This window comes from Fundidesulfovibrio soli, from assembly GCF_022808695.1.
In the GTDB taxonomy this organism is placed as follows: domain Bacteria; phylum Desulfobacterota; class Desulfovibrionia; order Desulfovibrionales; family Desulfovibrionaceae; genus Fundidesulfovibrio; species Fundidesulfovibrio soli.
Genome location: NZ_JAKZKW010000008.1, coordinates 58,512 through 78,466, shown reverse-complemented (window position 1 = coordinate 78,466; position 19,955 = coordinate 58,512). Strand labels below are relative to the sequence as shown.

Below are 19,955 nucleotides of genomic sequence, written 5' to 3'. Positions count from 1 at the left end.
GCGCGCGCTGTGGAGGCGGAGGACTAATTGGTCTTGGGCTGGGTCTCAGGAGCCTCGGAGGTCTGGCAGCAGGAGGGCAGGTTGCCCTTGGCAGCGCCCTTGCCGGGGCCGAAACCCGCGCCGGGGCCGCCCATGGGGCAACCGCCGGGGCCGTAACCGCCGCCGGGACCGTAGCCGGAGCCGTAGCCCCCGGGGCAGTCGCCGCGGCCGGAGCCGGGGCCGTCGGCCATGGGCAGGCTCACGCCGGTCTCCTTGAAGATGCGCTGCTGCAGGCCCACGCGCTCCTGGTAGATCATGGAGCTCAGGTTGCCGATCTCCTTGGCCAGGGCCTCGATCTTGGAGCTCTCAGGCTTGGCCTGGGCCAGCAGCGCGTTGAGTTCGCCCTGCTTGTTCCACTTGCGGCTTTCCAGTTCGGCGATCTTCTGGCGGCCTTCGCGGTAGATCTTGGCCACCTGCTCCTGCTTGTCCTGCGGGATGTCGAGCGACATGCCCCGCCAGGCCTGCGCCGGGGAGAAAGACCCCGCAGCCAGCAGGGCGGCCATCGCCAGGGAAAGGGTCATCGTGCGGATGGTCATCTCGTAAGGCTCCTTGTCGTTGCGCGCCGTTCCCGGCGGAGCGGCGCCGTTTCGTCCGGCCGGGCCGGACCTGTGTTCAGGCCCTTTCGGGTTTCGCGCTATTGAGCGGCCTGTGCCGGGACCTGGGTCTGCGCCGGTGAGGACGTGTTCCAGGAGACGCCGCGCATCATGCGTCCGTAGCCGCGCCCCGCGCCGGGGCCGTAGCCTGAGCCGGGGCCTGCCCCCTGCCAGTAGGCCGGGCAGTTGGCCGGACCGTAGCCCGCGCCCGTCATGGGGCCGCCCGCCGACCAGCCGGGACAGCCGTTGCGGTTGCCGTAACCGTTGCCCCTTGCCAGGGCGGTCTCGGCCAGAGGCGCCAGGGCCAGCGCCGCCAGAGCGATGAAGAGTGCCGTTGTGCGCATGGGAACCTCCATGAGGCGGCGTTTGCCGCGTCTGCGATGGGACAAAGCAGCAACCGTGCCAACAAACTGCTTCAACGATTCCAGGATATTATCAAGCCAGCCCCGGCAGCTTGCACGGGGTTGTGCAACCGGTTGCACAAGCCCGTGCACAAGCGCGCAGGCCGCGCCCCGGGTCGCGCCATTGACAGGAAGTGAGCTTTGGCCCAAGAGGAGTCACCTTTTACACGCTTCCACCGGACCATCCATGAAATCAGCGCTCATCATCGGCATCACGGGCCAGGACGGGGCCTACCTCGCCAAGCTGCTCCTGGAGAAGGGCTACGCCGTCGCCGGAACCTCCCGGGACGCGCAGATGGCCCGCACCGCCAATCTGCGGCTGCTGGGCGTGGCGGACAAGGTGGCCCTGCATTCGGCCTCGCCCTCCGATTTCAGGGGGCTCTGGCAGGTGATCGAGAAGACCCGGCCCGACGAGATATACAACCTGGCCGGTCAAAGCTCGGTGGGGCTCTCCTTCGACCAGCCGCTGGAGACGTTCGAGTCCGTGGCCGTGGCCACCCTCAACATTCTGGAACTGCTGCGCCTGCTGGGCCGCCCGGTGCGCTTCTACAACGCCTGCTCCTCCGAGTGCTTCGGCCACACCCCCGAGCCCGCCAACGAGGAGACCCCCTTCAAGCCCCGCAGCCCCTACGCCGTGGCCAAGGCCGCCACGTGCTGGGCCGTGGCCAACTACCGCGAGGCCTACGGGCTCTTCGCCTGCTCGGGCATCCTCTTCAACCACGAGTCCCCGCTGAGGCCCACGCGCTTCGTGACCAGCAAGATAGTCTCCACGGCCTGCCGCATCGCGGCCGGGTCCGGCGAGCGCCTGAGCCTGGGCAACACCGACGTCGTGCGGGACTGGGGCTGGGCCGCCGAATACGTGGACGCCATGTGGCGCATGCTCCAGCACCCGGAGCCTGAGGATTTCGTCATCGCCACGGGCAGGAGCCACTCCCTGATGGAGTTCACGGCCCAGGCCTTCGCCGCAGTTGGCCTGGACCACGCCGAGCACGTGGACACCCGGCCCGAGCTCTTGCGCCCGGCCGACATCCCCGTCAGCAAGGGGGACCCGTCCAAGGCCCGCGAGCTGCTGGGCTGGAGCGCCAGCAAGGACATGCCCCTCGTCGTGAAAGAAATGGTGCGGGCCCAACAGGAGCGCCTGCGCCTTCAGGAGAACTGTTCATGAGCAACAAAGTCGCCCTCATCACCGGCATCACCGGCCAGGACGGGGCCTACCTCGCGGAGCTGCTGCTGGAGAAGGGCTACACGGTCCACGGCATCAAGCGCCGATCCTCCCTGTTCAACACGGACCGCATCGACCACATCTACCAGGACCCGCACGTGGACAACCGCAGGTTCATCCTGCACTACGGCGACCTGACCGATTCCACCAATATCATCAACGTCATCCAGAAGGTGCAGCCCGACGAGGTCTACAACCTTGCGGCGCAGTCGCACGTGGCCGTCTCCTTCGAGACGCCGGAATACACGGCCAACTGCGACGCCCTGGGCACCCTGCGCGTGCTGGAGGCCATCCGCATCCTGGGCCTGGCCAAGAAGACCCGCGTGTACCAGGCCTCCACCTCGGAGCTTTACGGCCTGGTGCAGGAGACCCCCCAGACTGAGAAGACCCCCTTCTACCCGCGCAGCCCCTACGCCGTGGCCAAGCTCTACGGCTACTGGATCACGGTGAACTACCGCGAAGCCTACGGGATGTACGCCTGCAACGGCATCCTCTTCAATCACGAGTCCCCCCTGCGCGGAGAGACCTTCGTGACCCGCAAGATCACCCGGGCCATGGCGCGCATCAAGCTGGGCCTGCAGGACTGCCTGTTCCTGGGCAATCTGGACGCCAAGCGCGACTGGGGCCACGCCCGCGACTATGTGAAGATGATGTGGCTCATGCTCCAGCAGGACGGGCCAGAGGACTACGTGATCGCCACCGGCGTGCAGCACAGCGTGCGCCAGTTCGTGCAGGCCGCCGCCGAGGAGCTGGGCATCCCCCTGCGCTTCGAAGGCCAGGGCGTGGACGAGAAGGGCTACCACGCGCAGACCGGGCAGTGCCTCGTGGCCGTTGACCCGCGCTACTTCCGCCCAACCGAGGTGGAGACCCTGCTGGGCGACCCGGCCAAGGCCCGCGAGAGGCTGGGCTGGGAGCCGCGCATCACCTTCAAGCAGATGGTGGCGGAGATGATCCAGGCCGACCTGCGCGACGCCGAGCGCGACAGCCTCTGCAAGACCCAGGGCTTCAGGACGTATGACTTCCACGAATAGCATTCATGAAGAGAAATTAATCTTCGCTCCACAGCCCCGAGACTCTGGTCACGGGGCTTTTTCATTGTGAGTACAAATGGATGGCTGGCCACACCCGGCCTGGGCGGAATCAGAATCTTGCAGTTTATTATGATTTGCCTCCCGGGTGCAACAAGATTATATTTTCGCCACGCAGCAACCTCTGGAGCCAAGTATGAGCAGTATCGCGCGGAATCAGAGCCAGCCTTGTTCGCCCCTCCTCCTCCCATTCCTCCTGCTGACGGGCATACTGGCATCCTTCCTTTTCGCATCCGCACCGGTCCCCGCCCGGGCGTACACTTTGCCTGACACCGGGCAGACCCTGTGCTTCGACGATAGCACCGCTTCCATCGTCTGCCTGTCGCGCGGCAAACCGTTCTCCGCGCAGGATGGAAACTTCCGGGGCCCCCAGCCCAAGTTCACCGACAACGGCAACGGGACCGCCACCGACACTTTCACCGGCCTGATCTGGCAGATCGACGCAAACACCAGCGGCATCGAGGGCAAGAGCTGGGAAGACGCGGGAAACACCTGCTCCGGGTTGAACCTGGGCGGCACGGGGTGGCGGCTGCCCACCCAGCAGGAGCTGCTGAGCACGGTCAACCTCGGCGTCTGGCCCACAACCTCGCTTCCCGGTCCCCAGGCCGATGCGGCCCCCTACTGGTCTTCCACTCCGGTCGCCGGCTCCGCCACGGATGCCTGGGGCGTCGATTTCTCCACCGGCAAGTCCGAACGCTACGCCCAGACCGACAGCTACAGCGTGCGTTGCGTCAAAGGCTCGGCCCTGCCCGGCCCCAGCCTGACCGACAACGGCAACGGCACGGTCAGCGACGCTTCCACCGGTTTGATGTGGGAAAAAACCGGCAGCGCAACACCCGCCTACTGGCAGAACGCCCTTGATTACTGCACCCGCCGCACCACCGGCGGCTACAAGGACTGGCGCCTGCCCAACCGCCGCGAGCTGCTGACCATCACGGACTACAGCCTCACCGGCTCGGTCCTGCCCGCCGTTTTCACCCCCAGCACCAACTTGTTCTGGGCGAGCACGACCTACAACACCTATTCGCCCTATGGCTGGCGGGTATCATTCAGCGACGGGCTTTCCGACGGGTACTGGAAAGTCACGCAAGACCCGCCCCAGCAATACGCACGCTGCGTACGCGGCGGCAGATGGACCTACACGCCCATGGCGGGTGTGCCCGGAGCGCTGCTGTTGCTTGTGACCCAGTAGCATCCAGAAGCCTGACGAATGAAGGCCGGTGCGCGGGAGCGTGCCGGCCTTTTTCTCGTTTGGATTCCCCCGGCTTTTTCGCCCCGTCATAGAAGCGTCCGCCCTGCCGTTTGCCGGCTGCGCTACCAGCCAAGCGCGCCGGTTGCCTTCGGGTCGTCGGGAAGGCATGGTGCCGATGCCCGACAATCACCCTGCGAGAATCCATGCGCGACTGGCTGAGAAACGCCCCCATCGCCCACCGGGGCCTGCACGACAACGTGAGCGTGGCCGAGAATTCGCTCTCGGCCTTTGAGCGTTGCGCGGAGTCCGGCATGCCCATCGAACTGGACGTTCGCCTGACCGGGGACGGCCAAGTGGTGGCCTTCCACGACAAGGGCCTGATGAGGGCCTGCGGCGTGGACGGGCTGCTGCGCGAGCGCTCCTATGCGGATATTTCCGGGTTCCGTCTCTTCGGCACGGGCGACGCGATCCCCCTGTTCTCCACGGTGCTCGACCTCGTGGCCGGGCGCTCGCCCTTGCTGGTGGAACTCAAGGGCGACGGGCCCCCAGGCCCGTTGGAGGAACGCGTGGCCGCCCTGCTGGACGGCTACGGCGGCCCGTTCGCGGTGCAGGCCTTCAACCCGTTCTCGGTGCTGTGGTTCAAGCGGCGCAGGCCGCATTTCCTGAGGGGACAGCTTGTCTACGACTATGCGGACAAATCCGCGAGGCACCCGCTCAGGAGCTTCGCCTATCGCAACATGCTGCTGAACTGCGTGACGCAGCCGCACTTCGCGGCCGTGGACATCACCATGCTGACTGGCTGGCGGCTCAACTGGCTCATGAGGATGCGGGAGAGGATGCCGGTGCTGGTCTGGACTGCGCGCAACCGGGAGCAGAGAAAGTTCTGCGCGATGCACGGGTTCAATGCGATCTATGAGGAGGCGCGGCCCGAGGGCGGGATGGCGGAGCCGGAGGATGGGGAGGACTAAGTGCCGATACCCTGGCATATAATGAAAAAGCCCGGGCGACGATGCCGTCCGGGCCTTTTCATGCATTTTGCGTGAGTTCGACGGGGGGCACCCCCGACGCCACTCCGCCCTATTTGCGGGTCAAGGGGGCCACGCCCCCTTGCGGGGTGCGGGGCAGCGCCCCGCTCTCTCCACCCGATTTCCGGACTCGCCAGCTACCCCGCCACCCTCTTCAACCGCTTCAGCACCCGCTCCTTGCCCATGGCTTCCACCATCTCGAACAGGCCGGGGCTGGCGGTTCTTCCGGTGAGGGCCACGCGCAGGGGCTGGGCGACCAGCTTGAATTTCAGCTCTTTCCCCTCAAGATAGGCCTTCACGGCGGCCTCCAGAGGCTCCTGCCTGAAGTCGTCCGCAGTCTCGAAAATCTTGGCGATCTCGGCCAAATGCGGCTTGGTCTCATCAGTCAAGAACTTGGACCCCGCGGCCTCGTCCAGTGCGGGCTCCTCGGCCACGAACATCTCGGCCTGGTCGGCCATCTCCAGCATGGTGCGCGAGCGCGGCTGCAAAAGCGGGATGAACGCCTTCAGATAGGCCGCATCCGGCCCGGCGTAGCCCCTCTCGCCCAGGATCGCGGCCAGCAGCCCGGCCAGGCGGTCCAGGTCCGCTTCCTTGATATAGTGCTGGTTCAACCAGAGCAGCTTCTCGTTGTCGAACACCGAGGCGGACTTGCCCAGGCTGCCGATGGAGAAGTGCCGCAGCAGTTCCTCCCGGCTGAAGATCTCCTGGTCGCCGTAGGACCAGCCCAGGCGCACCAGGCAGTTGAGCATGGCCTCGGGCAGGATGCCCTGGGCCTCGTACTCGTAGACCGCCGTGGCGCCGTGGCGCTTGGAGAGCTTCTTCTTGTCCGGCCCGAGGATCATGGGCACGTGCCCGAACTTGGGCAGGGGGAAGCCCAGGGCGTTGTAGATCATGATCTGCTTGGGAGTGTTGTTGATGTGGTCGTCGCCCCGGATCACGTGGGTGATGCCCATGGTGGCGTCGTCCACCACGACGGCAAGGTTGTAGGTGGGCGTGTTGTCGGAGCGGCGCAGGATCATGTCGTCGAGCTCGGCGTTGTCGAAGGCCACCGGGCCGTGGACCAGGTCGTCCATGATGGTGGTGCCGGCCAGGGGGGCCTTGAGGCGCACCACGCGCCCCGGGCCGGGGCCCAGGCCGCGCTCGCGGCAGCGCCCGTCGTACTTGGGCTTGGTGCCGTTGGCGCGCGCGGTCTCGCGCATGGCCTCCACCTCTTCGGGGGTGCAGGAGCACCAGTAGGCCGTGCCGTTCTCGATCATGGAGTCGATGAACTGGTTGTAAATCTCGAAGCGCTGGGTCTGGTAGATGGGCTCGTCGTCCCAATCAAGGCCGAGCCATTTCATGGAGGCCAGGATGCCCTCGGTGTAGGCGGCCTGGGAGCGGACAGTGTCGGTGTCCTCGATGCGCAGCAGGAAACGGCCGCCTGCCTGGCGGGCCAGCAGCCAGCTGAAGATTGCCGTGCGCGCGCCGCCGATGTGCAGCTGTCCGGTGGGGCTGGGGGCGAAACGGGTGACGATGCTCATGAAGCCTCCAGAACGGACGCCATGCGGGGAAAAGCCCACCACATAGGCCCGTGATTGCCAAAATTTGGGGTGGCTGGCTGGTAAGCCTTTCAGTGGGCGGATGTCAACGAAGGGCGCGGGCGGCCTTCGCGCCGACAGCTCAGGAGGGCGAGGGGGCTGGATCAGATTGCGGCACGAGCGCCATGGAATTGATCGTGAACAGCCTGTATTTCCAACCATCGTGGCGCTTTACGAGTACGATCTGGATTGTTGCCGGGCCTGTCTCGAACTCAACCTTGGCCCTGTATTTGGCCGTTACGACTTTACCGCTCCCAAGCATGTAGGAAATATTGGCGTCACCAGTTACTTCGATAATCCGCCCGAATTGGCCAAGCCCCTTGAGCCAGATCAATATTTTGGTCAATTCCTCGGGAGAGCCGGCTTTCAGAAGCTCCGGGCTTGCGTGTTTTTTGAAGGTCTCCAGATCAAAAGCGGAACAGAGCACCGGAACCGTCTCCATAACATAGGCTTTGCTTTCCTGGTCCAGCCCCTGCCCCACGACAGCCATGTAGGCGAACAACGCGCCAACCAACACGAACGCCGCCAGAAACAACCCACCCAGGATCATCAACGCCTTCTTCATCGAAAAGCTCCTTTGCGCGGCGACGGTGCTCAAATCAGCAAAGCGGCAATAACCGCCCGTCGGCAACTCGAAACCCGACAACTCTTTGCGCACATCAATATCGCACCTGGGTCCACCTCACAACGGTTATTGTATTTCAGGCCTCCCCTCCCCTCGGAGTCCCGCCTTGCACAAAGGCCTATCTTGTGCAGTATATTGCACATACTGACACCACTCCTCAGAATAAACTTTTCGATTTTGAACAGTTAGACACAGGCACAAATCCTGCTTCATCTTGTCCGTTTTGACTGTGAACAAAGAATGGTTATCCCATTGCTTCTCCGACGTTCACAGGCCGGGCCACCGCAACCGGTCGTCGTGCAAATCCTATACTGAGAGGTATCTTTCGTGAAACGCATCCTTCTCCCCCTGCTCCTGCTTCTGGCCCTGGCCCCCGCCGCCCGCGCCGCCGACGACACGGTCACCATCCCGCTCTCCGACGTCAGCGACACCGCCAAGTTCTTCAAGTTCGACGTGGACGGCGTCACCGTGAAGTACTTCTTGATCAAGGCCCCGGACGGCTCCGTGCGCTCCGCCCTGGACGCCTGCGACGTCTGTTTCCCCGAGAAGAAGGGCTACAAGCAGTCGGGCGACGTGATGGTCTGCGTCAACTGCGGGATGAAATTCCCCGTGACCCGCGTGGGCATGGTCAAGGGCGGCTGCAACCCGCATCCGCTGCCCAACAAGGTGGAGGGCGACAAGGTGGTGATCCAGAAGTCCGACCTGGCCCAGGGCATCAAATACTTCAAATAGCCAAGGAGCGCCCGTGAACCTGCTCACCCTGCCTCTGCGAACCCTGCGCCGCAAGACCATGCGCACGGCACTGCTCACCGTGGTCTTCGCCGCGGGCATCTGCTCCGTGGTGGCGCTCAACTACGTGTCCAAGGCCGTGGGCGACTCCATGGAGAAGAAGCTCACCGCCTACGGCGCCAACATCCTGCTCCAGCCCAAGGTGGACACCCTGGCCGTGGGCTACGGCGGCTTCAGCCTGGGCAACGTCTCCCTGGACGTGAAGAGCCTCAGCCGCGAACAGGTGGACAAGGTCCGCACCATCGAGCTGCACGAGCGCATCGCGTCCGTGGCGCCCAAGTTCATCGCCCTGACCGAGGTCAAGGGGCAGCACGCGGCCGTCATCGGCGTGGACTGGCCCGAGGAGCTGATGATCAAGAACTACTGGGGATTCGAGGGCAAGACGCCCGAGGCCCCGGGCGAGGTGCTGGTGGGCTCCCGCGCGGCCGCGACCCTGGGCCTGAAGGTGGGCGACCGTTTCCAGGTGCAGGGACGGGATTTCACCGTGTCCGGCCTGCTGACCCAGACCGGCTCCGAGGACGACAACGTGATCTTCGCCGGCATCGAGGACCTGCAGGCCGCCATGGGCAAGCCCGGCCAGATCCACTTCGCCGAGGTGGCCGCGCTGTGCTCCGGCTGCCCCATCGACGACATCGTGGCCCAGATCCAGCAGAAGATCCCCGACGTGGACATCGTGGCCATGCAGAAGATCGTTAAGGCCCGCATGTACACCGTGCACTTCGTGCAGCACCTGGCGCTCATCGTCAGCGTGATCCTGCTGCTCACGGCCTGCTTCATGATCGCACTGTCGCTCCTGGCTTCGGTCAACGAACGCAAGCACGAGATCGGCGTGCTGCGCTCCCTGGGCTACTCGCGGGGGAGCGTGTTCTCCATCTTCTGCCTGGAGGCCATGGCCATCGGCATGGCCGCGGGCGTGGCCGGATTCCTGGGCGGGTTCGGCGTGAGCCACTCCGTGATGGACATGCTGGAGCTCGGCAAGGAGGCGACCATGCAAATGGAATGGTGGCACCTGGGCGTGACCCTGGCGGGCGTGGCCGTGATCTCCTGCCTGTCGTCGGTGATTCCGGCCTGGAAGGCCGCCAACACCGACCCCAGCCAGGCCTTGGTAATGCTTTAGAGGAGAGCGCCTCCGGCGGCCGGAGAGGGCGCTGCCCTCTCCGGACTCTCCCGCCAAAGGAACTTCGTTCCTTTGGAATCCTTCACAGCTTCGCGTAGGGAGCGGTTGTCAGCCGGACACCGGCAGCTACGGCACACGCCGCGAAGCGGAAAGGGAGTGCGGAGGGCCGAAGGCCCTTTGCCCGCCGGAGGCGACTCCGGACCATATTTCCATATCAGAGACAACCAAACGGGAGACCGACATGCTTCAGGCCGTGAACGTATCCAAATCCTACGGCGACACCCTCGTGCTGGACAACGTGTCCGTCCAGGTGGGCAAGGGCGAATTCGTGTGCGTGGTGGGCCGCTCGGGATCGGGCAAGTCCTCGCTGCTCAACGTCCTCTCCACCCTGACCCGCCCGGACTCGGGCCATGTGCTCTACCAGGGGGAGAACGTCACGGCCATGCCCGAGGGCCGCATCAACCGGCTCCGACACAAGGACTTCTCCATCATCTTCCAGCTGCACCACCTGCTGCCCTACCTCACGGCGCTGGAGAACGTGATGGTGCCCTTCATGAACACCCTGCGCCCCGTCGGGCAGGACATCCGCGACAAGGCCGCCGAGTGCCTGGAGCGCGTGGGCCTGGGCGGCAAGGGCGGCCGCCTGCCCGGCAACCTCTCCGGCGGCGAGCAGCAGCGCGTGGCCATCGCCCGCGCCCTGGTCAAAAGCCCGGAGGTGCTCTTCGCGGACGAACCCACCGGCAGCCTGGACAAGCGCAACGGCGACGGCATCGTGGAGCTCTTGCGCGACCTGCACACCGAGGGAGTCTCCCTGGTGATGGTCACGCACGACATGGGCTACGCCAGGCTGGCGCAGCGCACCGTGGTCATGGAGGACGGGCGCGTGGTTGACGGAGACGAGGTGGAGTGCGTGGCCCACCGCTCGAATGTGAAGCCGGGGGAGGTCATCGTCCGCTCCTGAGCTGCGAACTTCGCCGGGCGAACCGGCAATGTGCGAAAAACCCCGCCCGGGTAATGCCTGGGCGGGGTTTTGTGCATGATTGGTAACGGGGGACGATCAGTCCAGCCCGGCGGCCTTGAGCAGGTCGCCCAGGACCCTGACCGAGTCGAAGAACTCCTCGGCGATGCGCCTGGCGGCGGCGCGGTGCTTCGGGTAGTCGGCCAGCACGGCCTCGATGGCGCCCTTGGCGCCATCTGCCCCCTCGAAGGCCAGCAGCCCCTCTCCAACGGGCAGATAGGTGCCGAAGCCCGTATCCTCGACGATCACGGGGCGTCCCGAGGCCAGGTAGCAGGCCGAGCGGTCCGAGAACCAGCCCGACTTGAGCTGGATGTTCTGCTCCTTGGCCACTGTGAACTCCGCCGTTGAGCCGAGGATATAGTCCCTGTAGCCCTGAATGTCCCGCGAGACCACCAGGGCGTCCTTGACGTTCCAGCCGCGCGCGGCGAAGCGCCTGGCGTCCTCCTTCATGGAGCTCATGGTCAGGTCCAGCGTCACGCCGGGGAGGCTGGCGGGCAAGTCGATGATCTGCTCGTACTTCTCGCACTTGCGCCAGGAGAGCCTCTTGCCGTCGTGCACGATGTCGCGGCCTTGGGCGTCCCAGCTGCCTATGGTGGTGAAGCCCCGGCCGGGGCCGGGCTGCTCCCGCCAATGGTCCAGGACCACCGGGGCGCGGGTGGGCACGTACTCGATGCCGGAAAGGGGCACCCCGGTGGAGCCCGAAGGAATGTTGTGCCCGAAGGTGAAGACAAGGTCGTGTTGCAGGTAGTAGTCGCGGGTCCAGGGGTCGCTCGCGATCTTGGACTGGGTGAACACCGGGTCGGTGTCGATGACGGCGCGTACCTTGGCCTTCAAGAAATGCTCGTGCAGGGGAATCACGCCGGAGATGTTCAGGAATAGGTCGGCCTGTGTGCAGTAGCGCTCGACTTCCTCGCGTTCGAGGCCGAAGCACCTGCCTTCGAACAGGGAGTTGTAGGCCCAACGCCCGGGGAGCCCTGCGCGCTCGAAGGCCTCGGAGACGACACCTCGCCCGTGGGTGGAGTCGGGCAGTGCGAATCCGCGTACAGGGTCGAAGGGCAGGGCCCATTCTGCCGTGTCCTCAACAAACAGCACCTCGTGCCCCAGCCTGGAAAGCCCCATGGCGTAATGCAGCAGCATCCAGACCTGCCCGCCCATGGGAAACCCAACTGCGTATCCGCCGATGACGATCTTCAGCTTTTTGCCCATTCCTGCCGTACTCCTGCCGCTGTCAGCTCCCCGCTCGGCGGGATTGACTTATTCCGTTCTGGTCGGCGACAATGGCACATCCGGAGCGGCTTGCCGCCCGCGAGCGCCGGATCACGCCGCACCGGAAGCGCCATTTCGCAAACGCGCCAAGGTTTGAACCCGTCAGCTGGATTACGCCATTATTTTGGGGTGAAACATTTCTCATGTCCAAAGAGATCTACGAGGTGATCAAGGAGATGGTGGAGGCAGGCCCGGCCCCGGTCAAGGAACTGGCCGCCGAGTTGGGCAAGCCCTATTCCACCCTTATGCGCGAACTCAACCCCGACGACCAGGGCGCCAAGCTGGGAGTGGAACTGCTCCTGCCGCTTATGCGGGCCTGCAACTCCGTCATGCCCCTGCGCTACTTGGCGTCGCGCATGGGGCAGCGCGTGGTCTCGCTGCGCGAGGTCACGCCGGACAAACCATCCATGCTGGAAGGGATGCTCACCACCTACCCCGCGCTGGCGGAGTTCCATCAAGCGATCATGGAAGGCCAGCCCATGGAGAAGGTGGCCGAGCTGCGCGAGAACGTCATCCACCAAGTACAAGTGGATTTCGTGGCATATTCAAGGAAGAAATCCGGGGATTGAGCCGTCCTTGCGGCCCCCCGGGGGCTGAGTAAATCAAACGCAAAAAGGCCGGTCCAGTTCGTGCTGGACCGGCCGCTGTTTTGCGGTAGTATGGTCTTGGAGGCTCGCCCTACTCGGCGGCGGCCTGGCGAACCACGGGCTTGACCACCGCGCCGGAGCGCAGGCAGCGGGTGCACACGGTCATGGTGCAGACCTCGCCGTTGGCCTTCTGAGCGCGCACCTGGCGCAGGTTCGGGATGAAGCGGCGCTTGGTCTTGTTGTTGGCGTGGGAGACGTTGTTACCAGTCTGGGGACGCTTGCCGCACTTTTCGCAAACCTTGGACATATCGCACCTCCGCAGGGCCGGGCCCCTGGAATATGAATTCCCGTTCAAAGGGAAGAGATGCTTACACGCACTTTTTTGCACTGGCAAGCTTTTTGTTGACAGAAGCCGAAGGCGCGATTACTCACCCTTGTTTCCCGGAGGAAGCATGGCCGAACACTGGCTGGACATAACGGATCTCCCGGCCGAAGGGCGCGAGTTCTCCTTGGATGACAAGGAGTTTTGGGCCGAAAAGTGGGCCGAGTTCCAGATGGGCTTCGAGGCCCTCACCCCCTTGAGCGCCACCTTCACCGTGCAGCCGCAGCCACGCGGCGCGCTGGTGCGGGGCCGTCTCGCCGGCGAGGTGTCCGCCCCCTGCGACCGTTGCCTCAAGGATCTCTCCGTGCGCATCGACCAGCCTTTCGACCTGTTCGAGCAGCTGGAGTCGCCCGACGAGGAATCCGTGGAGCCCGGCCTGCTGCGCGAGCACAAGGGCAGGCTTGAGCTTGACGCGGGGGCGATGCTCTGGGAAGAGTTCGTGTTGGCGTTGCCCACGAAGCCCCTGTGCTCCGAGGACTGCAAGGGCCTCTGCCCCGACTGCGGCAAGGACCTGAACGAAGGCCCCTGCGGCTGCGCCAAGCCCAAGGGCGACGAGCGCATGGCCGCCCTGCGCGGGCTGACCATCGCCAAGAAAGATTGATAAAACAGACCGATCATAGAGGTTAACGGAAATGGCCGTCCCCAAGAAAAAAGTCTCCAAGTCCCGCAAGGGCATGCGCCGCTCCCACGACGCGCTGACCGCCCCCAACGTCATCCTGTGCTCCTGTGGCGCGCCGACCCTGCCTCACCGGGTCTGCCCGACCTGCGGCACCTACAAGGGCCGCCAGGTGCTCAAGCAGGATGAACCCCAGTCCTAACCGGCCTCGCATCGCCGTGGACGCAATGGGGGGCGATTTCGGCCCCCATGTCGTCGTCCCCGGCGCTGTCCAGATGGCCAAGGCCAAGCAGTACGACCTGCTGCTGGTCGGGGACGAGGCCCGCGTTGCCGCCGAGCTGAACAAGCACGACACGCGGGGTCTTGAGGTGCGCGTCGTGCATGCCTCGCAAGTTGCTGAGATGCACGACAAGCCCTCCGAGGCCCTGCGCCGCAAGAAGGACTCGTCCATCCAGGTCTGCTGCAACCTCGTGCGCGCCGGCGAAGCCGACGGCCTCATCAGCGCCGGCAACACCGGCGTGGTGCTGGCCTGCAGCCTGTTCACGCTGGGCCGCCTCGAAGGCGTGGACCGGCCTGCCCTGGCCACCATCCTGCCTACGGAGCGCACCCCCTGCGTGCTCACCGACGCGGGCGCCAACGTGGACTGCAAGCCCCTGAACCTCCTGCAGTTCGCCATCATGGCCGACGTGATGGCCCGCACCCTGTTGCGCTACCCCGACCCCAAGGTCGCCCTGCTCTCCAACGGCGAGGAGGAGGGCAAAGGCAACCAGCTGGTCAAGGAATCCTTCGAGCTGCTCAAGCAGTCCTCGCTGTCCTTCGTGGGCAACGTGGAGGGGCGCGACCTCTTCTCGGGCGACGTGGACGTGGTGATCTGCGACGGGTTCGTGGGCAACGTGGTCATCAAGCAGGCCGAAGGGCTGGCCTCCTCCCTGGGGCGGCTGCTCAAGGGCGAGCTGCGGCGGGGCTTCTTCGCCAAGATCGGCACCACGCTGGCCCTCTCGGCGCTCAAGCGATTCTCGCGCCTGATGGACTACGCCGAATACGGCGGCGCGCCGCTTTTGGGCCTCAAGGGCATCGTCATCGTCAGCCACGGGGCCTCGAACATCAAGGCCATCGGCAACGCCGTGGACATGGCCGGGGTGCTCATCCGCCGCGACGCCACCCGGCTCATGCGCGAAGGCCTGGCCGCCAACAAGGACTTCGCCCACTTCGTGAAACGACCGGCCCAGGCCGACTAATATAGAAGACCTCCCCACATGCACGGACGATTCACCATCGAAGGCTTCGGCCGCCACGTTCCCGAACGGGTGCTCACCAACGCGGACCTTGAATCCATTGTGGAGACCAGCGACGACTGGATCACCACCCGCACCGGCATCAAGACCCGCCACATCGCCGCTCCGGGCGAGGCAGCCAGCGACCTGGCCGTCAAGGCCTGCAACACCGCCCTGGCCGACGCCGGACGCCCCGTCGAGGACGTCTCCCAGATCTTTTTCGCCAGCTTCACGCCCGACTCCATCTGCCCCCCGGCCGCCTGCATCCTGGAGCACAAACTGGGCATCTCCGGCCGCCCCGCCTCAGACGTGAGCGCCGCCTGCTCGGGCTTCCTCTTCGCCCTCGACCACGCCATGGGCACCCTGGCCCGCAAGCCTGACGCCACCGTGCTGGTCACCGCGTCGGAGGTCACCTCCTCGCGCACCAACTGGGCGGACCGGGCCACCTGCGTGCTCTTCGGGGACGGCGCCGGGGCCGTGGTGCTCTCCACCAGGGAGCCCAAGCCCGGCCAGGCCGCCATCCGCGACGTCATCCTGCACAGCGACGGCTCCATGTGGCCCCTGCTCACCGTGAAGGGCGGCGGCTCGGGCTGGCCGCTCAAGCTGGGCGACACCGTGAAGGAAGATTTCTTCATCGAGATGAACGGCCCCGAGGTCTACAAGAACGCGGTGCGCTCCATGGGCCAGGTCTGCGAGGAGATCGTGGAGAAGAACGGCCTGAGCATGGATGACATCGACTTGTTCATCCCCCACCAGGCCAACCTGCGCATCATCGAGGCCGTGGGCAAGCGCCTGAAGGTCTTCGGGGACAGGGTCATGGTCACCGTGGACCGCTACGGCAACACCTCGGCCGCCTCCGTGGCCATCGCCCTGGCCGACGCCAAGACCGAAGGGCGCATCAAGCCCGGGGCCAAGGTGCTGCTGACCACTTTCGGCGGGGGCTTCACCTTCGGCGCGGCCTTGCTGGAGTTCGTCTAACCCCGCCCGCGTCGCCAAATTGGCGTTTGAGTTATGCGTTTGTTTGGGTTAAGGGACAATCCTCAATTCATACCGGAACGATCATGAACAACCCACCCCGCCTCACCGCCCTCGTCACCGGAGGCTCGCGCGGCATCGGCGCGGCCGTGGCCAAGCAGTTGGCCAAGGACGGCTATTCCGTCATCTTCACCTATGTCTCCAAGCCGGACGAGGCCAACGCCGTGGCGGCCCAGATCATGGCCGAAGGCGGCGAGGCCCAGGCCGTGCGCCTGGACGTCTCCGACCGCGCGGCGGTGCCGGCCTTCTTCAAGGAGCACATCGAGGGCAAGGTCAAACTCGAGGTGCTGGTGAACAACGCCGGCATCACCAAGGACGGCCTGCTGGTGCGCATGAAGGACGACGACTGGGACCGCGTGATCGGCGTGAACCTCACCGGGGCCTTCACCTGCCTGCGCGAGGCCGCCAAGATCATGATGAAGCGCCGCAGCGGCCGCATCATCAACATGGTCTCCGTGGTGGCCCAGATGGGCAACGCGGGCCAGGCCAACTACGTGGCGGCCAAGGCCGGGCTTGTGGGCCTGACCAAGTCCGCGGCGGTGGAGTTGGCCCCGCGCGGCGTCACCGTGAACGCCGTGGCCCCAGGCTATATCGAAACCGACATGACCGCAGTGCTGCCCGAGGCGGCCAAGGCTGCCTTCCTGGACCAGATTCCGCTCAAACGCTCGGGCACCGCGGAGGACGTCGCCGCCGCGGTCTCGTATCTCGCCTCCCCGGGCGCGGCCTACGTCACCGGACAGGTGCTGGCCGTCAACGGCGGGCTTCATCGCTAACACTGAACAACCACTCGCCCTCAAATAAGGAGAAAACCATGTCCGTCGCTGAAAAAGTCAAAGAAATCATTGTGGACCAGCTGGGCGTGTCCGCTGACGAAGTCCTTCCCGAAGCCAAGTTCGTTGACGACCTGGGTGCCGACTCCCTGGACCTCACCGAGCTGATCATGGCCATGGAAGAGGAGTTCAGCGTCGAGATCGCCGACGAGGACGCCCAGAAGATCGTCAAGGTCCAGGACGCCATCGACTACGTCGAAGCCAAGAAAGGCTAAATCGGTTCGGCGGCCGGCCGACATCTCCGGCCGCCTCATTTTTCCAAGGTGCCAATCACAATGAAGCTGCATAGAGTCGTCGTCACCGGTCTGGCTGCCGTCACGCCCATCGGCAACGATCTGGAATCCAGCTGGCAGAACCTCCTGAACGGCGTTTCGGGCGCTGGCCCTGTCACCCGTTTCGACACCACGGGCTACGACACCACCTTCGCCTGCGAGGTCAAAGGGTTCGATCCGTCCAAGCACATCCCGGCCAAGCAGGCCAGGAGGATGGACCTGTTCACGCAGTACGCCGTGTGCGCCTCCCTGATGGCGGTCGAGCATTCGGGGCTCAAGATCACCCCCGAACTCGCCGAGGAAGTGGGCGTGCTCATCGGCTGCGGCCTGGGCGGCCTGCACACCATCGAACTGCAGCACCAGAAGCTGCTGGCCGATGGCCCGGGACGCGTCTCGCCCTTCTTCATCCCCGTGCTGATCGCCAACATGGCCGCGGGCCAGGCAGCGATCTTCACCGGAGCCAAGGGCCCCAACGTCTGCACCACCACGGCCTGCGCCTCGGGCGCGCACGGTGTCGGCTACGCCTACACCGACATCATGCTCGGACGGGCCAAGGCCATGATCTGCGGCGGCGCGGAATCCACCATCGCCCCCCTGGGCATGAGCGGCTTCAACGCCCTCAAGGCGCTCTCCACCCGCAATGACGAGCCCACCAAGGCTTCCCGCCCCTTCGAGAAGAACCGCACCGGGTTCGTCATGGGCGAGGGCTCGGGCATCCTGATCCTCGAGGAGTTGGAGCACGCCAAGGCCCGCGGTGCGCGCATCCTGGCCGAGGTCGTGGGCTTCGGCGCCTCCGGCGACGCCTTCCACATGACCGCCCCGCCCGAGTCCGGCGAAGGCGCGGCCCTGGCCATGAAGGCGGCCCTGCGCGAGTCCGGCCTGGCCCCCGAGGCGGTGGACAGCATCAACGCCCACGGCACCTCCACCCAGCTCAACGACATGTGCGAGACCCGCGCCATCAAGAGCGTCTTCGGCGAGCACGCCTACAAGCTCTCGGTGACGGCCAACAAGTCCATGATCGGCCACTGCCTCGGCGCCGCCGGGGCCATCGAGAGCGTGTTCTCGGTGATGTCCATCCTGGAAGGCGTGGTCCCGCCCACCATGAACTACGAGACCCCCGACCCCGAGTGCGACCTGGACTACACGCCGCTTGCCCCCAAGAAGCGCGACGTGTCCGTGGTCATGAACAACTCCTTCGGGTTCGGCGGCACCAACGCGAGCCTGATCTTCAAGAAGTACGCCGAGTAGGCGCGCGGCTTGAGCAAAATACCCAGGGAGGCTCCGCCTCCCCGGACCCCACCGGCAGGGGGATGATCCCCCTGCACCCCCAACGGCTTCGCGTTCACGAACGCGCGCCGGTGGCTCGAGGAAAAACAAGAAAAACCGGGAAGGCGAAGCCTTCCCGGTTTTTTATTTGCGGGTCAAGGGGGCCACGCCCCCTTGCGGGGTGCGGGGCAGCGCCCCGCTCTTTCCTCCCCGCCCCTTCGGCTCCACCCGGCCGCCATCGGGGCTTTCCGGGCCAACCGCCCTCATCCTGATTCTCCGCGATATTTCCTTTGACGGCGCGGCCGGAAACGGCGAAGTTGCCTTTTTCACGCGCTGGAACGTCCGGGCGCGCCTCGATCCGCCCCGCCTCGTCCTCCTGCGCAGCTTGCCGCGAATCCGCTTAACCGACCACAGGAGCGCATCCCCATGGACGAAATACTCATCCGCGACCCCGAGTTGGCCGCCGCCATAGTCAACGAGATCGACCGCCAGGTCAGCGGGCTGGAGCTGATCGCATCGGAGAACTTCGTCTCCACCGCCGTCCGCCAGGCCCAGGGCTCGGTCATGACCCACAAATACGCCGAAGGCTACCCGCACAAACGCTACTACGGCGGCTGCGAGTTCGTGGACGTGGCCGAGGACCTGGCCCGCGACCGCGTGAAGCAGCTCTTCGGCTGCGACTACGCCAACGTGCAGCCCCACTCCGGCTCCCAGGCCAACATGGCCGTGTACTTCTCCGTGCTCAAGCCCGGCGACACCATCCTGGGCATGGACCTTTCCCACGGCGGCCACCTGACCCACGGAAGCCCCGTGAACTTCTCCGGCCGCTTCTTCAACGTGGTGTTCTACGGCGTGAAGAAGGAGACCGGGACCATCGACTACGAGGCCCTGGAGGCCCTGGCCCGCGAGCACAAGCCCAAGATGATCGTGGCTGGCGCCAGCGCCTACCCCCGCGTGATCGACTTCGACCGCTTCCGGGCCATCGCCGACGAAGTGGGCGCGTACCTGATGGTGGACATGGCCCACATCGCGGGCCTGGTGGCCACCGGGGAGCACCCCTCGCCCATCGGCAAGGCGCACTTCACCACCTCCACCACCCACAAGACCCTACGCGGCCCCCGCGGCGGCCTGATCCTGGCCGGCGAGGACGAGGCCAAGAAGATCGACTCCCAGATCTTCCCCGGCATCCAGGGCGGCCCGCTCATGCACGTGATCGCGGCCAAGGCCGTGGCCTTCGGCGAGGCCCTGCGCCCCGAGTTCAAGACCTACCAGGCCCAGGTGGTCAAGAACGCCCAGGTGATGGCCAAGGGCCTGGTGGCCCTGGGCTACGACCTGGTCTCAGGCGGCACCGACAACCACCTCATGCTCGTGGACCTCACAAGCAAGGACGTCACCGGCAAGGACGCCCAGATCGCCCTGGACGCGGCCGGCATCACGGCCAACAAGAACACCGTCCCCTTCGAGACGCGCTCCCCCTTCGTGACCTCCGGCATCCGCCTGGGCACCCCCTCGCTGACCACGCGCGGCATGAAGGAGGCCGAGATGGAGAAGGTGGTGGCCTGGATCGACGCGGCCATCAAGGGCCGCGAGAACGCCACTACCCTGGCCGCCATCAAGGCCGAGGTGAACGTCTTCGCCAGGCAGTACCCCCTGTTCGCCTGGTAGAGATCAGACTTGGATTGACCCGAAGGGCCGCCCGGCAAGCGCCGGGCGGCCCTTTTTCTTGACATACCGGGCCGCC

At 65.4% G+C, this 19,955-nt stretch carries 22 protein-coding genes; 16 read left to right on the top strand and 6 right to left on the bottom strand.

Going from position 1 to position 19,955, the window contains the following annotated elements:
• Positions 1 to 23 precede the first annotated feature (23 nt).
• Entirely contained in the window at positions 24 to 575 is a 552-nt protein-coding gene (locus tag MLE18_RS09335; protein ID WP_243438526.1) for a periplasmic heavy metal sensor, read from the bottom strand.
• A gap of 98 nt (positions 576 to 673) precedes the next feature.
• Positions 674 to 976: a hypothetical protein gene (locus tag MLE18_RS09330; RefSeq protein WP_243438525.1), complete on the bottom strand. Its 303-nt coding sequence runs from the start codon at positions 974 to 976 to the stop codon at positions 674 to 676.
• 244 nt (positions 977 to 1,220) lie between these two features.
• On the opposite strand from MLE18_RS09330, the gene MLE18_RS09325 reads away from it, so the two are divergent.
• From MLE18_RS09325 to MLE18_RS09310, 4 genes are all read left to right on the top strand, one after another.
• A complete protein-coding gene (locus MLE18_RS09325) occupies positions 1,221 to 2,198 on the top strand; it encodes a GDP-mannose 4,6-dehydratase (RefSeq protein ID WP_243438524.1) in 978 nt (325 codons plus the stop codon).
• Positions 2,195 to 3,286: a GDP-mannose 4,6-dehydratase gene (gene gmd, locus MLE18_RS09320; protein WP_243438523.1), complete on the top strand. Its 1,092-nt coding sequence runs from the start codon at positions 2,195 to 2,197 to the stop codon at positions 3,284 to 3,286. The genes MLE18_RS09325 and gmd overlap by 4 nt, the downstream gene beginning before the upstream one ends.
• Positions 3,287 to 3,605: 319 nt before the next feature.
• The gene (locus tag MLE18_RS09315) at positions 3,606 to 4,535 is read left to right on the top strand and encodes an Lcl C-terminal domain-containing protein (protein WP_243438522.1); all 930 of its coding nucleotides are present in this window, start codon (positions 3,606 to 3,608) and stop codon (positions 4,533 to 4,535) included.
• A 203-nt stretch (positions 4,536 to 4,738) separates the two neighbouring features.
• On the top strand, positions 4,739 to 5,503 hold the full coding sequence (locus tag MLE18_RS09310) for a glycerophosphodiester phosphodiesterase family protein (RefSeq protein ID WP_243438521.1): 765 nt from the start codon (positions 4,739 to 4,741) through the stop codon (positions 5,501 to 5,503).
• A 194-nt stretch (positions 5,504 to 5,697) separates the two neighbouring features.
• On the opposite strand, the gene gltX is transcribed toward MLE18_RS09310, so the two are convergent.
• Both gltX and MLE18_RS09300 read right to left on the bottom strand, forming a co-directional pair.
• Positions 5,698 to 7,080 (bottom strand): glutamate--tRNA ligase, encoded by a 1,383-nt coding sequence (gene gltX / locus MLE18_RS09305; RefSeq protein ID WP_243438520.1) that lies wholly within the window; start codon positions 7,078 to 7,080, stop codon positions 5,698 to 5,700.
• Between the two features lie 139 nt (positions 7,081 to 7,219).
• A complete protein-coding gene (locus MLE18_RS09300; RefSeq protein ID WP_243438519.1) occupies positions 7,220 to 7,795 on the bottom strand; it encodes a hypothetical protein in 576 nt (191 codons plus the stop codon).
• A gap of 294 nt (positions 7,796 to 8,089) precedes the next feature.
• Here MLE18_RS09300 and MLE18_RS09295 point away from each other — a divergent pair, with 294 nt between their 5' ends.
• From MLE18_RS09295 to MLE18_RS09285, 3 genes are all read left to right on the top strand, one after another.
• Positions 8,090 to 8,494 carry a Fe-S-containing protein gene (locus MLE18_RS09295; RefSeq protein ID WP_243438518.1) on the top strand — a complete coding sequence of 135 codons (405 nt, stop codon included), beginning with the start codon at positions 8,090 to 8,092 and terminating at the stop codon, positions 8,492 to 8,494.
• A 13-nt stretch (positions 8,495 to 8,507) separates the two neighbouring features.
• Positions 8,508 to 9,668: an ABC transporter permease gene (locus tag MLE18_RS09290; protein WP_243438517.1), complete on the top strand. Its 1,161-nt coding sequence runs from the start codon at positions 8,508 to 8,510 to the stop codon at positions 9,666 to 9,668.
• A 241-nt stretch (positions 9,669 to 9,909) separates the two neighbouring features.
• Positions 9,910 to 10,629 (top strand): ABC transporter ATP-binding protein, encoded by a 720-nt coding sequence (locus MLE18_RS09285; RefSeq protein ID WP_243438516.1) that lies wholly within the window; start codon positions 9,910 to 9,912, stop codon positions 10,627 to 10,629.
• A gap of 96 nt (positions 10,630 to 10,725) precedes the next feature.
• On the opposite strand, the gene MLE18_RS09280 is transcribed toward MLE18_RS09285, so the two are convergent.
• On the bottom strand, positions 10,726 to 11,892 hold the full coding sequence (locus MLE18_RS09280; protein ID WP_243438515.1) for a hypothetical protein: 1,167 nt from the start codon (positions 11,890 to 11,892) through the stop codon (positions 10,726 to 10,728).
• 203 nt (positions 11,893 to 12,095) lie between these two features.
• Here MLE18_RS09280 and MLE18_RS09275 point away from each other — a divergent pair, with 203 nt between their 5' ends.
• Positions 12,096 to 12,521, top strand: coding sequence for a phage regulatory CII family protein (locus tag MLE18_RS09275; RefSeq protein ID WP_243438514.1), 426 nt, complete (start codon positions 12,096 to 12,098; stop codon positions 12,519 to 12,521).
• A gap of 109 nt (positions 12,522 to 12,630) precedes the next feature.
• Here MLE18_RS09275 and rpmB read toward each other — a convergent pair whose 3' ends face one another.
• Positions 12,631 to 12,846 carry a 50S ribosomal protein L28 gene (gene rpmB / locus MLE18_RS09270; protein ID WP_243438513.1) on the bottom strand — a complete coding sequence of 72 codons (216 nt, stop codon included), beginning with the start codon at positions 12,844 to 12,846 and terminating at the stop codon, positions 12,631 to 12,633.
• Between the two features lie 145 nt (positions 12,847 to 12,991).
• Here rpmB and MLE18_RS09265 point away from each other — a divergent pair, with 145 nt between their 5' ends.
• From MLE18_RS09265 to glyA, 8 genes are all read left to right on the top strand, one after another.
• Positions 12,992 to 13,522, top strand: a complete 531-nt coding sequence (locus tag MLE18_RS09265) for a YceD family protein (RefSeq protein ID WP_243438512.1) — start codon at positions 12,992 to 12,994, stop codon at positions 13,520 to 13,522.
• 31 nt (positions 13,523 to 13,553) lie between these two features.
• Positions 13,554 to 13,739: a 50S ribosomal protein L32 gene (gene rpmF, locus MLE18_RS09260; protein ID WP_243438511.1), complete on the top strand. Its 186-nt coding sequence runs from the start codon at positions 13,554 to 13,556 to the stop codon at positions 13,737 to 13,739.
• Entirely contained in the window at positions 13,723 to 14,775 is a 1,053-nt protein-coding gene (plsX, locus tag MLE18_RS09255) for a phosphate acyltransferase PlsX (RefSeq protein WP_243438510.1), read from the top strand. The genes rpmF and plsX overlap by 17 nt, the downstream gene beginning before the upstream one ends.
• 18 nt (positions 14,776 to 14,793) lie before the next feature.
• On the top strand, positions 14,794 to 15,789 hold the full coding sequence (locus MLE18_RS09250; RefSeq protein WP_243438509.1) for a beta-ketoacyl-ACP synthase III: 996 nt from the start codon (positions 14,794 to 14,796) through the stop codon (positions 15,787 to 15,789).
• 83 nt (positions 15,790 to 15,872) lie between these two features.
• Positions 15,873 to 16,619 carry a 3-oxoacyl-[acyl-carrier-protein] reductase gene (gene fabG / locus MLE18_RS09245; RefSeq protein WP_243438508.1) on the top strand — a complete coding sequence of 249 codons (747 nt, stop codon included), beginning with the start codon at positions 15,873 to 15,875 and terminating at the stop codon, positions 16,617 to 16,619.
• 38 nt (positions 16,620 to 16,657) lie between these two features.
• Positions 16,658 to 16,891, top strand: a complete 234-nt coding sequence (acpP, locus tag MLE18_RS09240; RefSeq protein WP_243438507.1) for an acyl carrier protein — start codon at positions 16,658 to 16,660, stop codon at positions 16,889 to 16,891.
• Between the two features lie 60 nt (positions 16,892 to 16,951).
• Positions 16,952 to 18,196, top strand: a complete 1,245-nt coding sequence (fabF, locus tag MLE18_RS09235) for a beta-ketoacyl-ACP synthase II (protein ID WP_243438506.1) — start codon at positions 16,952 to 16,954, stop codon at positions 18,194 to 18,196.
• 444 nt (positions 18,197 to 18,640) lie between these two features.
• Positions 18,641 to 19,879: a serine hydroxymethyltransferase gene (glyA, locus tag MLE18_RS09230; protein WP_243438505.1), complete on the top strand. Its 1,239-nt coding sequence runs from the start codon at positions 18,641 to 18,643 to the stop codon at positions 19,877 to 19,879.
• Positions 19,880 to 19,955: the final 76 nt, after the last annotated feature.

What these genes read in the sequence shown, in the direction of transcription:
- gmd (WP_243438523.1), top strand. Translation starts at nt 2,195, where the DNA reads ATGAGCAACAAAGTCGCCCTCATCACCGGCATCACCGGCCAGGACGGG.
- glyA (WP_243438505.1), top strand. Translation starts at nt 18,641, where the DNA reads ATGGACGAAATACTCATCCGCGACCCCGAGTTGGCCGCCGCCATAGTC.
- fabF (WP_243438506.1), top strand. Translation starts at nt 16,952, where the DNA reads ATGAAGCTGCATAGAGTCGTCGTCACCGGTCTGGCTGCCGTCACGCCC.
- acpP (WP_243438507.1), top strand. Translation starts at nt 16,658, where the DNA reads ATGTCCGTCGCTGAAAAAGTCAAAGAAATCATTGTGGACCAGCTGGGC.
- MLE18_RS09265 (WP_243438512.1), top strand. Translation starts at nt 12,992, where the DNA reads ATGGCCGAACACTGGCTGGACATAACGGATCTCCCGGCCGAAGGGCGC.
- rpmF (WP_243438511.1), top strand. Translation starts at nt 13,554, where the DNA reads ATGGCCGTCCCCAAGAAAAAAGTCTCCAAGTCCCGCAAGGGCATGCGC.
- MLE18_RS09250 (WP_243438509.1), top strand. Translation starts at nt 14,794, where the DNA reads ATGCACGGACGATTCACCATCGAAGGCTTCGGCCGCCACGTTCCCGAA.
- gltX (WP_243438520.1), bottom strand. Translation starts at nt 7,080, where the DNA reads ATGAGCATCGTCACCCGTTTCGCCCCCAGCCCCACCGGACAGCTGCAC.
- MLE18_RS09330 (WP_243438525.1), bottom strand. Translation starts at nt 976, where the DNA reads ATGCGCACAACGGCACTCTTCATCGCTCTGGCGGCGCTGGCCCTGGCG.
- MLE18_RS09275 (WP_243438514.1), top strand. Translation starts at nt 12,096, where the DNA reads ATGTCCAAAGAGATCTACGAGGTGATCAAGGAGATGGTGGAGGCAGGC.
- MLE18_RS09280 (WP_243438515.1), bottom strand. Translation starts at nt 11,892, where the DNA reads ATGGGCAAAAAGCTGAAGATCGTCATCGGCGGATACGCAGTTGGGTTT.
- rpmB (WP_243438513.1), bottom strand. Translation starts at nt 12,846, where the DNA reads ATGTCCAAGGTTTGCGAAAAGTGCGGCAAGCGTCCCCAGACTGGTAAC.
- MLE18_RS09310 (WP_243438521.1), top strand. Translation starts at nt 4,739, where the DNA reads ATGCGCGACTGGCTGAGAAACGCCCCCATCGCCCACCGGGGCCTGCAC.
- fabG (WP_243438508.1), top strand. Translation starts at nt 15,873, where the DNA reads ATGAACAACCCACCCCGCCTCACCGCCCTCGTCACCGGAGGCTCGCGC.
- MLE18_RS09285 (WP_243438516.1), top strand. Translation starts at nt 9,910, where the DNA reads ATGCTTCAGGCCGTGAACGTATCCAAATCCTACGGCGACACCCTCGTG.
- MLE18_RS09335 (WP_243438526.1), bottom strand. Translation starts at nt 575, where the DNA reads ATGACCATCCGCACGATGACCCTTTCCCTGGCGATGGCCGCCCTGCTG.
- MLE18_RS09325 (WP_243438524.1), top strand. Translation starts at nt 1,221, where the DNA reads ATGAAATCAGCGCTCATCATCGGCATCACGGGCCAGGACGGGGCCTAC.
- plsX (WP_243438510.1), top strand. Translation starts at nt 13,723, where the DNA reads ATGAACCCCAGTCCTAACCGGCCTCGCATCGCCGTGGACGCAATGGGG.